At 31.1% G+C, this 15,473-nt stretch carries 18 protein-coding genes; 1 reads left to right on the top strand and 17 read right to left on the bottom strand.

Features of this window, described 5'->3' with window-relative positions; genetic code table 4:
- Window positions 1–54 precede the first annotated feature (54 nt).
- The 17 genes from H6411_RS01655 to H6411_RS01580 all read right to left on the bottom strand — a co-directional run bounded on the left by H6411_RS01655 (window position 55) and on the right by H6411_RS01580 (window position 14,320).
- Window positions 55–360 carry an HU family DNA-binding protein gene (locus H6411_RS01655; RefSeq protein WP_216082903.1) on the bottom strand — a complete coding sequence of 102 codons (306 nt, stop codon included), beginning with the start codon at window positions 358–360 and terminating at the stop codon, window positions 55–57.
- A gap of 72 nt (window positions 361–432) precedes the next feature.
- On the bottom strand, window positions 433–555 hold the full coding sequence (locus tag H6411_RS05860) for a hypothetical protein (RefSeq protein WP_246307732.1): 123 nt from the start codon (window positions 553–555) through the stop codon (window positions 433–435).
- 44 nt (window positions 556–599) lie between these two features.
- A complete protein-coding gene (gene der / locus H6411_RS01650; protein WP_246307724.1) occupies window positions 600–1,757 on the bottom strand; it encodes a ribosome biogenesis GTPase Der in 1,158 nt (385 codons plus the stop codon).
- Window positions 1,739–2,575: a protein kinase family protein gene (locus H6411_RS01645; protein WP_216082902.1), complete on the bottom strand. Its 837-nt coding sequence runs from the start codon at window positions 2,573–2,575 to the stop codon at window positions 1,739–1,741. Before H6411_RS01645 ends, der begins: the two co-directional genes overlap by 19 nt.
- On the bottom strand, window positions 2,523–2,801 hold the full coding sequence (locus H6411_RS01640; protein WP_246307723.1) for a hypothetical protein: 279 nt from the start codon (window positions 2,799–2,801) through the stop codon (window positions 2,523–2,525). Before H6411_RS01640 ends, H6411_RS01645 begins: the two co-directional genes overlap by 53 nt.
- Window positions 2,802–3,554, bottom strand: coding sequence for a TatD family hydrolase (locus H6411_RS01635; RefSeq protein ID WP_216082901.1), 753 nt, complete (start codon window positions 3,552–3,554; stop codon window positions 2,802–2,804).
- Complete coding sequence (locus H6411_RS01630; RefSeq protein ID WP_216082900.1) at window positions 3,554–4,495, bottom strand: hypothetical protein; 942 nt, start codon at window positions 4,493–4,495, stop codon at window positions 3,554–3,556. Before H6411_RS01630 ends, H6411_RS01635 begins: the two co-directional genes overlap by 1 nt.
- A gap of 32 nt (window positions 4,496–4,527) precedes the next feature.
- Window positions 4,528–5,826 (bottom strand): tRNA uridine-5-carboxymethylaminomethyl(34) synthesis GTPase MnmE, encoded by a 1,299-nt coding sequence (gene mnmE / locus H6411_RS01625; protein ID WP_216082899.1) that lies wholly within the window; start codon window positions 5,824–5,826, stop codon window positions 4,528–4,530.
- Window positions 5,827–6,420 carry a hypothetical protein gene (locus H6411_RS01620; RefSeq protein ID WP_216082898.1) on the bottom strand — a complete coding sequence of 198 codons (594 nt, stop codon included), beginning with the start codon at window positions 6,418–6,420 and terminating at the stop codon, window positions 5,827–5,829. It lies immediately after the preceding gene.
- Window positions 6,421–6,423: 3 nt separating this feature from the next.
- Window positions 6,424–7,239, bottom strand: a complete 816-nt coding sequence (locus H6411_RS01615; protein ID WP_216082897.1) for a GTPase — start codon at window positions 7,237–7,239, stop codon at window positions 6,424–6,426.
- A complete protein-coding gene (locus H6411_RS01610; protein WP_216082896.1) occupies window positions 7,240–8,514 on the bottom strand; it encodes an adenylosuccinate synthase in 1,275 nt (424 codons plus the stop codon).
- 24 nt (window positions 8,515–8,538) lie between these two features.
- Entirely contained in the window at window positions 8,539–9,723 is a 1,185-nt protein-coding gene (tuf, locus tag H6411_RS01605) for an elongation factor Tu (RefSeq protein WP_216082895.1), read from the bottom strand.
- Window positions 9,724–9,744: 21 nt separating this feature from the next.
- Window positions 9,745–11,169, bottom strand: a complete 1,425-nt coding sequence (locus tag H6411_RS01600) for an FGGY family carbohydrate kinase (RefSeq protein ID WP_216082894.1) — start codon at window positions 11,167–11,169, stop codon at window positions 9,745–9,747.
- A complete protein-coding gene (locus H6411_RS01595) occupies window positions 11,156–12,421 on the bottom strand; it encodes a DHH family phosphoesterase (protein WP_216082893.1) in 1,266 nt (421 codons plus the stop codon). The genes H6411_RS01600 and H6411_RS01595 overlap by 14 nt, the downstream gene beginning before the upstream one ends.
- A 6-nt stretch (window positions 12,422–12,427) precedes the next feature.
- On the bottom strand, window positions 12,428–13,252 hold the full coding sequence (locus tag H6411_RS01590) for an HAD-IIB family hydrolase (protein ID WP_216082892.1): 825 nt from the start codon (window positions 13,250–13,252) through the stop codon (window positions 12,428–12,430).
- Window positions 13,231–13,677, bottom strand: a complete 447-nt coding sequence (locus H6411_RS01585; RefSeq protein ID WP_216082891.1) for a hypothetical protein — start codon at window positions 13,675–13,677, stop codon at window positions 13,231–13,233. Before H6411_RS01585 ends, H6411_RS01590 begins: the two co-directional genes overlap by 22 nt.
- Window positions 13,652–14,320: an RluA family pseudouridine synthase gene (locus tag H6411_RS01580; protein ID WP_246307722.1), complete on the bottom strand. Its 669-nt coding sequence runs from the start codon at window positions 14,318–14,320 to the stop codon at window positions 13,652–13,654. Before H6411_RS01580 ends, H6411_RS01585 begins: the two co-directional genes overlap by 26 nt.
- Between H6411_RS01580 and H6411_RS01575 the strand changes: the two genes are divergently transcribed.
- Window positions 14,319–15,461 (top strand): HD domain-containing protein, encoded by a 1,143-nt coding sequence (locus H6411_RS01575; protein ID WP_216082890.1) that lies wholly within the window; start codon window positions 14,319–14,321, stop codon window positions 15,459–15,461. The genes H6411_RS01580 and H6411_RS01575 overlap by 2 nt on opposite strands.
- Window positions 15,462–15,473 lie beyond the last annotated feature (12 nt).

The raw sequence follows: 15,473 nt of genomic DNA, 5'->3' as shown, positions 1-15,473 counted from the left end.
AAAAAATATTTTGAACTAGAGATCAAATCACTAGGCATATGCTAGTGAACAAATCTAGTATGTGAAGTCTTCCGCGTTCCCGTCTCCTGCTACAAAATCTTTGAATTTTCTTGATGGAGAAAGTTTTGGAACTTTTGTTGCAGGGATCACAAGCTTTTTACTTGGATCTTGTGGATTAACACCTGTTCTTTCACTTCTATCAACAATTTTAAATTGTCCAAGCTCAAGGATCTTAACTTCTTTGCTTGCTTTAAGTTCTTCAAGAATAGCAATTTGGAAGTGTTTTAAAATTTGTTGAACTTCCTTTTGAGTATGTCCTGATCTGTCAGCAATTTTTGGAACTAATTCTCCTTTTGTCATTGTCTTTATCTTTATTTATTTTTTATATTTGACATAAATAATTATATACGCAAAATTTATAAAAAACAAAAATTATTTTTTCTTATAAACAACTGTAATAGGGACAATCTTATAACCAAAGCCGCTTCTAATCTGGTTTTCCACCAACCTTGCATAAGAAAAATGCAATAAATCAGGATTATTACAAAGAAATAAAAATGTAGGAACTTGCCCATCTACCTGGGATAAAGAAAATAATTTTATTTTTTGGCCTTAACAGCAGGAACAGAGAATAAAAAGGAAATTTTGTAAAGAAAATCATGTAGCAAATAATCCGGTATTTTTTTATTTATCTCAGTCTTAATTAATTCAATTTGTTTAAAAATCCTATCTAACTTAGAACTCTCTTTTGCGCTTACAAAAACAACCGGAGATCAACTTAAAAATTTAAATTTCTTCTTAATTTTTTTCTCAAACTCTTTTTTAACTTCTTCATGATTTTCTTTCACTAAATCAAATTTATTAACAACTATGATTGAAGGAATATTAGCTTCATAAATCAAACCTCCCACTCTTTCATCTAATTCAGACAACTCTTCAGAAATATCAAAAACCAATAAAACCATATCCGATCTAGATATAGCTTTTTTTGATCTAAGAACAGAATACTTTTCCTTAGTATCTTTATATATAGAGGCGTGCCTTCTAATTCCAGGAGTATCAATCAACTTATATTTCTTTCCTAAAAATTCAAAATCTAAATCTATAGCGTCTCTAGTTGTTCCAGCTATTTCAGAAGTAATTATTCTTTTTTCCTTAAGAAGTGAATTTACTAAAGACGATTTCCCAACATTAGGTCTGCCGATAATAGCTAATCTCAATCTACTTTTATCTCTTACTAACTCTTCTTCTTTAAAAGTACCTATATTTAACTTTTCAATTATTGTTTCTAAGAGTAAACCAGTATTTATGCCATGTTCGGAAGAAATAAATAAAGCATCTCCATAACCCAATTTATATTCTCCTATATCTTCTCCCGACTTTAAACAATCGCATTTATTCGCAACCAAAACAACATTCTTAGCTTTTTTCCTCTTCAATATTTTGGATAAATAAACATCATCATTATCTATACCCTCTTTGCAAGAAACTACCAAAACTATTAAATCTGACTCAGATAAAGCAATTTCTGTCTGTCTATTCATTTCGTCTTGAAAAGACATTTCATCCAATGTATATCCTCCAGTATCAGTTAATAAAAATTTCTTATCAAATCAGGAAACTTCCAAAGTAACTCTATCTCTAGTCACTCCAGGTTCAGAAAAAACAACAGAATGCCTCTCTCCTGTCAATCTATTAAATAATTGCGATTTACCTACATTTGGTTTCCCTACAATTACTACTTGCTTCAAAGACATTCTTTATATCTCAACAACTGATTACTCAACCTATTTCTATATTCTTGCAAACCTATAGTTTGTTCTTTAAATACAAAACTTAATTGAAAAGAATAAAGAGTAGCAATAATCGCAAACTCATACAACTTATAAAGAGATAAGTTGGCTTCCTGCGCCAACAAAATCATTAATTCTTTAGATAAATTTGACTCTTTCACAAAATTACCATAATCCCAATAAGGATGATTAACCCTACCCCATTCATAATCTATAAGAGTCAATTCTCCAGTTTTAGGTTCATATATTAAATTAGACAAAGAAACATCATTATGCGACAAAACCCTAATTTCTTTTTTATATTTATTAACCAACCTTCTATACAAAACCACATTCTGAAAATCTAGCTTATCTTCATTCAAAAACTCTAAATCATCATGCTGCAAAACTCCTACTGTGCCTTTCGAATGAATATCTTCAATTAAAGAAACCAATTTTCCAATTATTTCTTCATTCACTTCTTCAAAACGCAAACTCCTTCCGTCTATCCAATGCCAAACTCCATTTCCAGTTTCTATTTCATAATAAATAGCTTCTAAATTTAAATTCTTAAAAATATTTTGCTCATTTACTCTATCAATTAATTCATTATGATTTCCTATTCTGACTTTATAGTAATTGCCTTTATCAGTAAAAACCTTAAAAACATAGTTCGAATATCCCTGAAATATTCTTTCTATCGAACTAATATTCTCTTCAGGAACAACTTTATTAAATAAAAAACGAGACTTATTTACCAACAATTTTTGCTTCTGTACCGTATATATTGCATCTATTATCATTCACAGAAAGACAACTATCTTTAACATCAATAACTACCTTATTTGACTTTTCATGAACAACTATCTCTCCATCAGCCAATTGTTCCATAACAGAAGAGTAGTTTCTATTAATAATCATTAAACCATTATGTTTCTTTACCTGAACAAACTTAACATAATCTTCATAGACAATTCCTTGTATAGTTGCCACCCTTAATCACAATTGATTTTCTTTTTTTTCTGCCATCTACTTATTAAAGCTTAATTTAAAAAAACTACAAAAGTTCTCTCACAGTATTCTTTTACACTCTTCGAAATCAATTTCTTTTTCTTTCGCAACAAAAGCAATTAACTCTTTTACTTTAGTATGATCTTCAGTTAAAAAAGGCGAATCTGTTTCAACCAATAATCTGTTTATATCAATTTTTCTAATAAAAGTTCTAAATTCATTTCCTGGCCTAAAAACAATAGGAGAAACAGACAACATTCATTTTTTTGGCAAACTTAAATACCTTAAAGCATACTCTTCTGTCCCCTCAAAACAATGAATAACTCCATATAAATCAACCATTCCTTCCAACAAATCTAATAAAGTATCATGCGCTTTTCTTACATGTATAACCAAAGGTAAATCATATTTCTTGGCTAATCCGCATTGAGCATAAAATCATCTCCTCTGCTTATTTTCAACTTCCTTTTGATCAGCTCTATAAAAATCAAAACCTATTTCTCCCACAGCAATAATTCTTTTTCTATGCGTTCCTATTTCTTTATCTAATGCCTGAATAGTACTCTCTAAATCGTGCTCATTTATTTCTAAAGGATGTACACCAGCTGTAACATAAACATTCTCATGTTTAAGGGATTGCCTAAGCGCTACTTGAAAATCCTCAAAAGTTGTAGAAACATTGTTAAATATCCAATCACTATCTTTCTCTCATGTTCTGGACTTATTCAAATTTAAGTGAGCATGAGCGTCAAAAAATCTAGGACTACTCATTAAGCAAAAAAGGAGGCAATACTTGTAAATAGATTATTTATTTCTTCAGCCATTTTTTTAGTATCAATTCCCTTTTTATCTGGATGCTTACTTGTTTCTTTAGAAACTCCTAAAAAATCAAAAACAGCAGTCAATCCTCTAGAAACCTTATCAGCAGCTAATGACGCTTTAAGTTCATCAATATTTTCGCTTCTAACAAAATCCATCATCAATTTAGGAGTAAATTTTGCTTTTGCTTGAGGATCATCTTTCAGAGCTTCCATCATCAAACTAACTTTTTCATTCATTTCAACAGGATTATCCAAATAAATATCAACTACCTCAGCTATTTCTGCTTCACTTAATTGTTTCAACTCATCCTTAAAATCTAAAAAAAACTTATTCATCCTAGGTAAAGAAGATCAAAACTCAGGAGTTTTTAAAGCTTTCTTATATTGTTCTCATCTAGTTTTATTGCTTTGTAATCTATCAGTATTAGGTCTGGAAAATAAATGTCTAGCAGGTTCTAAATAACTCTCAAAATCTTCAACTATCTCGCCAGATGGCTTGCTCTGCAAATAAGGAACCAACTTTTCACTAATAAATTTAGAAAATTCTGAAAATCATTCTTTAATAGTCAAAATCAATTGTTTTCCTCCTTGATAAATAACTACAAATAAATCTTTTTCGGTCTCAACTGATTCATCTGCTTTAATAGAAAAATTTAAATTTTTTACTTTTTCGGAAATCTCATATTCAGAAATCATCGTATGTTTAACAGCTATCTCCACTGGCTTAAACACAAAATTCTTCACAGGATAAACAACTGTTGTATTTAAAACAGAAGACAAATTATGAAAAACATTCGTATGAGAAACCAAAGAATATGCTCCCAAAGATGCGCTACTTCCTGCACCAATCCAAACCAAACGAGATTTAAGTAGAGCCCTAAAAAGATGCATATCTAAACTTTTCTCAAAAAATTTCACAACTTTTACTTCCCAACACAAAAATTATCAAACAATTTATTTATCTTGTCAAAACTACTTACATTAACGCCAATTATTGCGCCTAAATCACTATATGCATTATTTATATACTCTAAAAATAAATCCAAAGGCAATAAAGAACTTAATGACTCTCTTAAAGATATACAAGCGTTGTTCAAATAGTTAATATTTTCCTGAGACTTAATACCTACAATACTATAACCAGATCTCAAATGCTCTCTTAATTGATTTAAGAAAAAATTAATATCTCCATTCTTTATAGAAATAGAATTCTCCAATCTTTTATCGCTTAAATCTGATTTAGTAATTACCCTTATACAAGGTCTATTTCCAATTTGTTTAGATCAAAAATTATCATCAATATTTTTTTCTTCAGAAGAAACTAAATGAACTATTAAATCAGAAGTTCCTATTTCATACTTACTCTTATTTGCCTCTTCATATTTTTGAAAATCCTCTTCTGAATTTATTCCAGCAGTATCCACCAAAGTCAACAAATATCCCTCAAAATAAAAATCTACCTCTATTGCATCTCTAGTAGTTCCTGCTTGATCCGAAACAATAATCTTTGGTTTCTCTATTAAATAATTAACTAATGATGACTTTCCGGCATTCGGTTTACCTATAAAAACTACTCTATAATTTGACAACTTCTGTTTTTTAGACTTATCCAACAAATCCTCTAATTCAAACAATAAATTTCGAACTCTATCCCTTATAGAAAATAAAAATTCTGTATCTTCTTTCTCTATTTCTCTCGGATAATCAACATTCAATTCACACTCTCCAATAATAGAAAACAAATTGTCTAAATATTTTCTTATCAATTTAGAATTTGCGCCTTTAATCTCTGCGACTGAAGAATAAATATCTAATTCAGTCTTAGCTTGGAATAAAGCTTCTATATTCAAAGCCTGATTTAAATCTATCTTGTTATTTAAAAAAGCTCTCTTAGTAAACTCTCCTCTCTGAGCATGAACAGCTCCTGCTTTAATTAATTCATCAATAATCAACTTAGAAATCAATATGTTTCCATGACAACTTATCTCTATACAATCTTCTCCCGTGTATGAATGCGGAGCATAATATTTACTAATAACCACTTGATCTATTAGTTTTCCATTCCTAGATTTAATAAAAGTAATCTGTAATCTATCTTCTGTTTTTTCGATCTTACTGGTTGTAATTGAATTAATTATTGAAAAAGATTCAGCTCCAGACAAACGGATAACATGCAACGCTCCTATTCCGGCTGGAGTTGCTAATGCCACAATAGTGGACATCTATCTACTCAAATTAATAAAAAATGAAAACATTATGTATTCAGCTTTGTATTTGAAAATTTCAAACACAATCTGCTTACATTGAGTGGTGTAATTCACAAGATCCAATACTTTAGATTTATCATTTCTAATCTCATACTGGTGTATGTTATGTATTTTCAAAACTAATTCCAACAAATGTGGATATTTACTTAAATCTACGTGACGATCTATGTTTTTAAATTTAGACAAAAAACTAAACTCATATTGATCAATAAAGTTACTTTTTAAATCAGGTATATTTGCAATTATCTTATCTTTGTTCTCCATATCTGAATAAATATCTAACAAATATCTAATAGAGCAAACTATAAAAGGAACTAGTGTTCCTCCCGGTTTATAAAAATAAAAATAAGATTTCCAATCGAAATCAAAGTCTTTTTCTTTCTTAGTCTTAAAAATAAAAGTAGAAATAATAAATAAGAAAACAGCAAGAATAACTATCTGATCTTCATATTTAGATAGACAGTCGTATTTAGTTTTGAAATGATTTCTCAAATAATATTTGCAGGTCTGTTTAATAGTTGCATAAATAGGCTTATAAAAATTATTCATGTTCTACTCTTTATCTCAAGATAATCTAAATTTCCCTTCTCTTAATATAGCCAAAAACTTTTTCTCTGCCCGCTCTAAATCCAATTTTCCTCCAGAAATTTTGTAGTTATATTTGTCCGCCAATTTCTCTAAAAATAACTCATATTCTTCAGGCGCTTCCGAAATATCTAGAATCTTTTTTATCTCTAATAAATATTGATCCAAAAGATAAGAATAAGCTTTTTTCATTAATTCAGAATAATCTCTTACGTTTGCAGGAATAGCATTAACCAAAAATAATTTATCTGCAAGATTTTGTTCTAATTTTTTATGAATAAAAATTCCTGGACTATCATAAACCCATATGTTGTTCCCTATAGGGAACTTAGATATATGTCTTGTTTTTCCAGGAATATTTTCTACTAGAGCAACTTTCTTTCCTTTCAACAAATTAATCAATGTAGATTTACCAGTATTTGGAACTCCAACTATCAATACCTGAAAATGAGGTTTGTAATCTTTATATCTAGATATTTTCTCCTGCAAAGATTGTTTTATCAATTTAAGAATAGGTATCCTACTCTTTGGATCTTTGAAATTAAAAGATATTTTTTCTAACTCCTTTAATTCTTTAGGATCTCCTAAATCAAACTTACTAATTAAATGTAGTATTTTTATTCCTGAATTAGAAAAATCCTTTAACAAAGATGAATAAACGCTAGTAGCTTGCAAAGACCTAGCATCAGAAACTGCTATTAACAAATCAACATGTGATTTGAGTTTTTTAATATCAGATAGAGCTGTCTTTATATGAAAAGGACACTCTAACTTAACACTCACTTAGTCTAGGATCAATATTGCTTCTCTTGTCTTTCCGAAAGATATTATTTTTGTCCTAACCCCTAAAAACTTAACTACAAAGTCTACAAATTCCTTGAACTCAGCCGAAAAATCTTCATACTTCTTAATATTTGAATAATTATCTTTTCATCCTTTAAACGTTTTATACACAGGCTTAATGCTAGTATTCTTTCTAATAGCGCTTCAAGAAACAGAATTTCCATCCCCATCCAAATAATCAACACAAACTTTCACTTCCGGCAAACCATTCAAGACATCTACAAGAGTAATTGCCACATCAGTAATCCCAGAAAAATCAACAGAATACTTCAAGAAAACCAAATCTAATCAACCAATTCTTCTTGGTCTAGAAGTAACAGAACCATATTCATTCCCAGTTTTTCTAATATAATCAGCCAAATTTTCATCTTCTATCTCAGTTGGAAACTCCCCAAAACCTACTCTAGAAGAATAAGCCTTAACAACACCCAATAAACCATCTTTAAAAGTAGCTGGTGACAGACCAGTACCACTCACCAAAGCTCCAACTATATTAGATGAAGTAACAAAAGGATATGTTCCCATATCTAGATCTAACATCAAGCCCTGACTTCCTTCAAACAAAACCTTCTTTCCTTCTCTAATTTCCTTCTGTAAAAAACCAGTTACATCTGTCAAATAAGGCTTAATTTTTTGCCCCAATTCCAAATATTTTTTCAAACAAGTTTCAGTATCAAACAAATCGTATCCATACTCTTTAAACAATGGATTCAATATCTTTAAATTGAAATCTATGCATTTTCTTAATTTAACTTCATCCAATAAATCACACGCTCTTACTCCAGTTCTCAAAGCTTTAAAAGCATAAGATGGACCAATACCTTTATTAGTAGTGCCAATCTTATCTCCTCCTCTAATCTGTTCTATTAACTTATCTAAAGATATAGCTCAATCGAAAATTATATGTACGTTGTTTGAAATAAACAATCTTCCAGGAACAGAAACCAAATTACTTACATTTGTAATTTCCTTTAAAAGTTGTTCAGGATTTAAGACAACCCCATGAGAAATAACTGCTTTAGAATTCAAAATTCCAGTAGGAATCAACTGAAACACATACTTAGATTTTTCATCTAAATAAATACTGTGTCCTGCGTTATCCCCTCCCTGATATCTAACTACGTAATCAAAATCTTTAGACAAACAATCTACAATCTTTGCTTTTCCCTCGTCTCCAAAAGAAGAACCGACTACAGCAACTATCTGTTTACTCACGCCTCCCCAAAAAAGAGCACGGAGCTACTCTATAATATCGACAACCGTCCCCGCACCGATAGTTTTTCCACCCTCTCTAATTGAAAACTTAGAACCTTTTTCAATAGCAACTACGTTAATCAACTCAACAACAATATTTGAATTATCACCAGGCATAACCATTTCAACACCTTCAGGTAAATCAATAGTTCCTGTTACGTCAGTTGTTCTGAAATAGAACTGAGGTTTATAACCCTTAGTGAAAGCTGTATGTCTTCCACCCTCTTCTTTCTTAAGAGCATATATCTGAGCTGTAAATTTCTTATGAGGTGTGATACTTTTTGGTTTAGCTAAAACTTGTCCCCTTGAAACTTCTTCTTTTGCAACACCCCTAAGAAGAATACCAGCATTATCACCAGCTAATACTTCATCAAGTGGTTTTCTAAACATCTCAATACCAGTAACAACCGCTTTAGTTGTAGGCTTCAAACCAACAATTTCAACTTCATCGTTAACTTTAAGAGTACCTCTTTCACATCTACCAGTAACAACAGTACCTCTACCTGTAATAGTTAAAACATCTTCAATTGAAAGAAGGAAAGGCTTATCAACTTCCCTAACAGGTAAAGGAACATACTCATCCAGACAGTTAAGAAGTTCTTTTATAGATTCTTCATACTTAGGATCTCCTTCAAGAGCCTTAAGGGCTGAACCCTTAATAACAGGAGTATTAGCCCCATCATAACCATATGAAGTAAGTAAATCTCTAATCTCCATTTCAACCAACTCCTGCATTTCAACATCTTCAACCATGTCACATTTATTTAAAAAAACTACCATTCTCTCAACACCCACTTGTCTAGCAAGAAGAATATGTTCTCTTGTTTGTGGCATGGTACCATCTGTTGCTGAAACAACTAAAATAGCTGCATCTATTTGAGCAGCACCAGTAATCATGTTTTTGATGTAGTCAGAGTGACCGGGACAGTCAACGTGTGCATAGTGTCTAGTTTTTGTTTCGTATTCAACGTGAGAAGTGTTAATAGTAATTCCCCTTGCTCTCTCTTCAGGCGCTCTATCAATAGAAGCATAGTCTCTAGCCTCAGCTAAACCTAGCTTAGCAGAAACTGTACAAATTGCAGCTGTTAAAGTTGTTTTACCATGGTCAATGTGGCCTATTGTACCAACATTAATATGATCTTTTGAACGATCGAATTTTTCTTTTGACATCTAATTAATATCTGTAAATAATTATAAAGAAGATTTGTATTTTTCTCACTTCATTTCAAGAGTTTTTGTTGCAGAAAAATCATCAATAGGATAATCAGTTTTGACATCTAATGAATTCCAATCATGTATTTGATCCCATGTAATAATCCCGCTATATAAGCCAACTAAATATGCAACACCTAAGGCGCTATCCAAAGCATCTTTAGAAGCAATTATCTGCTTATTCAAAATCAAAGACTGAACTTTTCTCAAATAATCAGAAGTAGAAATTAAACCATTCACATATATCTCATTCAAATCAAAATCCAAAACTTGAAAACACTTCAACATTTCTTTAGTCAAACAAGCCAAACCATTTAAATAAGCTTTAAAAACTATCTCCCCTCTATCTTTACTCAAATCTATTCCATCCGACAATTTTTTTCATTTCTTCTTATCAAAAATAAACAACCTATCATCTATAGGCTCAATATAAATACAATCCACAATGGTATTGTCTTCAATTAAATAGTTATCTATAAATCCACCGTTCTTCAATTTGGTCAATATATTTCCGCAAACAAAAGAACCATTTTCTAAGGCATAAACAGTTTTTTCTCCCTCCATCTTTCAACCTATAGTAGTTAAAGCGTTATCGACATAAACTCTCTTATTTCCTGAATTTATAAGAACAAATAAGCCAGTTCCATATGTACACTTAATAATTCCAGGCTTTGAACCTAAGCTCAAAAGAGCAGCCTGTTGATCCCCAATTACTCCCAATATTGGAATCTTTCTTCAAGATCCAAAATAACTTCCAGAAGGCTTAATTGTTGGCAAAGTATAAAGAGGTATTCCAAACATCTCTAATAAATCCAAATCTCAAATTTCTTTCTCTAAATTCATACACATAGTTCTTGAGGCATTAGTAACATCGGTAACAAATTCTGCTCCTCCAGTTAAATTGGCAATCAATCAAGTATCAACCGTTCCAAATCTAATATCCTCTCAAGAAAAATCTATGTTCTTAATTATTCAATCTATTTTCGAAGCAGAAAAATATGAATTTAGATACAACCCAGTTTTAGATTTAATAAACTCCTCTTTATCTCTTCACCGATGCAAAAAATCTTCATTTCTAGAATCCTGTCAAGAGATAACTGCACAAACTGGCTTAAGAGTGTTCTTGTCTCAAGCTATTACGCTCTCTCTCTGATTAGTAATTCCTATTCCTATAATTCTCTCCCTAGATACTATAGATACAGCTTTCTGAAGTAATAACAATAATTTTTCATAAATCTCATCTCCATCATGTTCGACTCAGCCAGGTTTAGGAAAATAAGTATTTATAGATTCAGTAAAAAGAAAATCAATCTCTCCAGTTCTAGAATTAATTAAACAAACTTTGCACGAAGAAGAACTCGAATCTACAGATAGAAAGTAGAAATTTTGGTTATTCTTTTGCAACTTCTTTTTTTGAAACAAACCTCTCGCCTATTCCTAGTTCAAGATCTTTATCTGGATTCTGTTCTACATCATAAACTCCTGCCTCTCTTTCCTTCTTAATATCTTTAAGTAAATTTTTCGCATCTCTAACAACCTCAGGATTCTTTCTTGCCACAACCTGTTTAACTCTCTCAGCCTCTTCAGGATCCTTATCCTCCCTATTCAAATTACTTTCATAATACAACTCAGCTTTAACGGTCTTAACCATATATTCAGCATCACTTACTAAATCTTGTATCTGATCCAATGTAATCCTACATCCAGCTGCATTTTCATGGCCTCCTCCGCCATACTTAGTAGCTAAATCTTTAGCACTAGCATTAAGAGACCTAATACTTACCTCGAAAATGTCATTTGGTTGCTCAACCATCAACATTCAAATTCAACAATCATCAATATGTTCATAAACATTGACCATAGATTTAACATGAGTAGTTTTGAATTTCTGCATATCCTGCAATGTAACAATTCCATAAATCACATCTTCTGTCTTAATAGCCTTACTTATCAAATAATTAGATAATTGAATTTGTTCTCAAGATCTACTCTTTAACCTTCTATGAATGTCAACATAATTAGCTCCATTTCTTCAAGTTTTAGCAGCTAATATAAGAGTTCTAGGGACTACACTATCAATAGAAAATCTAAGACTATCTGAACAAATACCCATATACAAGAAAGTAGCAGCTTTAGGAGGCATTTTCCAACCATAAAATTCGGACAATTGAACTATCTGACAACAAGTAGAAGCGTAAGTAGGATCATCTCAACACAAATCAACGTGGAAATCTGAAACAGAATCATGATGATCTATCTTCACAACCGCACCAAAAGAAACTCTACTATTTCTGAAAAACTTATTAAAACAATCAATTCTGCTGCTTTGGCCTACATCCAATATGATGGCCATAGCATTTGAAAAATCAAAATCATAATTAATCAAATTATCAAATTTCATGGTCATCCAAGAATAAAGCTGATTAGGGTTAGAACCAACAACATAAACTCTCTTATTCGGATAGTTTGCATGAATGATACCCTGCAAACCAAAAGAACTTCCTAAACAATCTCCATCAGGATTATTGTGGTGGAAAACAATAATGTGATCAAATTGAAGAACTAAATTCTGAAAATGCTTTAAAAAATGATTCCTATCTTTATCTCGCTGATTCATCGCACGTTTATTGTGCTCTTCAATTTTTCCCGACAACATAAATAACTATAAAACTCCCGCCTTTTTCAAGAATAAATCTATCTCTCTGACAACCACATCCTCGTCGTTAGTAAACTCAGATACTTTATCTGACTTAAACTTCATTAAATCTATAGCATTTTTTACAGATGTACAAAAAGATTTTCCTGCTGCTACTGGTAAATCGTTAATTTGATCTCCATAGGTAAGAACATTTCTGAAATTTACTCCATAGTAATTACTTAAAAACTCCACTGCTTTTTCTTTACTTACATAATCTGCCTGTATTTCAATATTTATGGTTTTATTATGAGCATAATAATAAATTGTTACATAAGGTGGTAATTCAAAAGACTTTAAAAACATCAATCTCTTATCGACATTATCTTGATCTTCTGAAGTTCCTAATTGTCGAAAATAAGTTTTAATGCCATAAACATTGCCGTTTGACTCCTTCAATCTCCTTATAAGATCAACTCTATCAGTCGAAGCATCAAAACTTATATTTTCTTTATCAGAAAGAACATCCCCTTTTAAGAAATCTCTAAAAAAATCATCATTAGATAAAACACCTTCTCAAACTAATTCGGACAAATAAGAATAAACGGAAATATCATTAACAGGATCATATAGCAAAGCTCCGTTACAACAAGAAACAAATCCTTTAAGCTCAAGTTCCCTGTATATCTTCTCAGAATCTCTTCAACACCTTCCAGTAGAGAAAGAAAAAAACACATCATCTCTTTTGTTCAACTTACGAACATAATCCACTGTTAGAGGACTAAGCTCCCCTTTGCTGTTAAGCAAAGTGCCGTCTAAATCTGTAACAATTAAATATTTATATTTGGACACTTTTTATAAAGAGGTACGATACTTTCTGGTTCTTGTACAGACTTAAAGTTTTTCTTATCTTTATAAAAAGATTTTAAAGCGACATTTGGGTCTAGCTTATCTTGTGACTCTTCTCTTATGTAAAAATTTATATTTCTATAGGTTGTCAAAGTCTTAACAAATATAGTTATCAACCTCGAAGCATTCCAAGTAGAAAAGGAACTATTTAGGTAAATCGCTTCTATATCTTCAAGGCCAATACCCAATTTCTTCATACAAATTTCAAAACTCTCTACCCATTTTTCTCCTATTTGTTTCTTATTCACATTTTTTCACTTCAATAACTTCTCTCCTTCAAAAAAACTAAAGATTACATCTTCAAGACCATGAAATATATACAGATCTATACTCCTATTGACTCTATTCATAACTCGAATAATCAACATTCATCTCTTTTAACAAAGCGACAAATTCTTCAGGAAGAGGAGCTTTGGCTTCTATAAAAGAACCACTAAAAGGACATCTAAAGCTTAACCTATAAGCATGTAAAAACTGACCAAACTCAGAATTAAAAACCTGACTTTTATCTTTCAAATAAACTGGATCATTCAAAATAGTGCAGCCAATATCATGCAAATGAGATCTAATTTGATGAGTTCTACCGGTAATAGGCTTTACAAAAACAAATTTACTATCTATTTCTTGTACTTCGGTTATCGCGTGTTTATAATTTTTAGCGTTTCGATTAGAAAACATCAGTTTATTAGTTTTACTTCTCCCAAGAGACAAACTTATTTTCACTTTTTTAGCTGGTAATTCTTTTGAAACAATTGCCAAATAGCACTTCTCTACTTTATTTTCAGAAAAAAGTTGTTGAATAGACTTAAGATTGTCTTTATTCTTAATTAAGAGGACTATTCCAGAAGTGTATTTATCAATTCTGTGCGCTAAAAAGTAACTTTCTCTTCTATCTTTGGATATTTCATCAACAAGATTATTCTCTTCTTCAAATTTAGTTTTGTGCACTAAAACCCCAGACCTCTTATTAACTATTAAAAATTCGTCATCTTCATAAATTACTGAGTACATGATTAAAGATATTAGAAAAAAAACTAAGATACTTGATTGATCAAACGATCCAGACGTACAAAAAGAATTAAGTTCATACGAAAAATATATAGAGGAAAGCAAGAAACAGATCTACAAAAAAATACTATGAAATTCTATTGGATGCATGAAGATAAAGCAGCCTATAGACAGATGCTGTAAGAAAATAAATCTCTCTAAATTTCCAAATTTCAATACAGAAACCATAGGTCAATTATTAGGCAGAAAAGGTCAATACAAACAAATATTTGTCAACACAACTGGTGTTGATATGGAACTAGATAAAGAAGAAAAACCGACTAGCACTATAGTTATCAGCAAATACAATGCAGAGAAGGTAAATAAGGCATGCAAGTTAATAGAGAAATTAATGGCTCTTGGAAAATGAAATCCAGAAAAAATGCAATCAATTTATGACGAAGTATGCAAAGAATGAGAAGTGGAATGTATTGCTGCAGGAAAAAAAACCCTTTCTGAATTTCTTAAGTATGAAGAACCTATTTCAGAAGAATTAGCTAGACACGTCGGAGCTCTAGAGTATGTTTATTCATTCAACCAAAACATACTTGAACATAGTATGGAAGTAGCACAAATATGCGCCGATATAGCTATTCAAATGGAATTAGATCCTGTTAAAGCTAAGAGAGCCGGCTTTTTTCATGACATAGGAAAAGCTATAGCTAACTTCGAAGACCACGTAGAAAAAGGAATAGCTATAGCCAAAAGAGTCGGATTAGAAGAATACATAATTAACGCAATCGAATCTCATCATGGAAAAGTAAGCGCTAACACCTACTACGCAAAAATAGTAAAAGTAGCTGACAAAATTTCAGCAGGAAGAGAAGGAGCTCGACCAAGACAAAACGAATTAATAGATCAAAGAAAAAAAATGATTGAAAGCAAATTACTAGTTATTCCTTGAATAGAAAAAGTACAAACTCAAAATGCTGGTAATTACATACACATATTCATTAAATTGAGTGAATTTCACGGAGACAGATTGAATGCTATGAAAGCAGAAGTTCAATTCGCACTTAGAGAAATAAATGCTGAATACACTTACAACTTTGAAATCAAATTCTCTCTAGAATACGAAGATAAATTCTTTTTGGAGGACGAATAAATCCTTAAAAAA

The sequence above is a fragment of the Candidatus Mycoplasma haematohominis genome (assembly GCF_902712995.1).
In the GTDB taxonomy this organism is placed as follows: Bacteria; Bacillota_I; Bacilli_A; order Mycoplasmatales; family Mycoplasmoidaceae; genus Eperythrozoon_B; species Eperythrozoon_B haematohominis.
The sequence above is the reverse complement of the archived record's forward strand: the minus strand, read 5'-3'. Positions and strand labels throughout refer to the sequence as shown.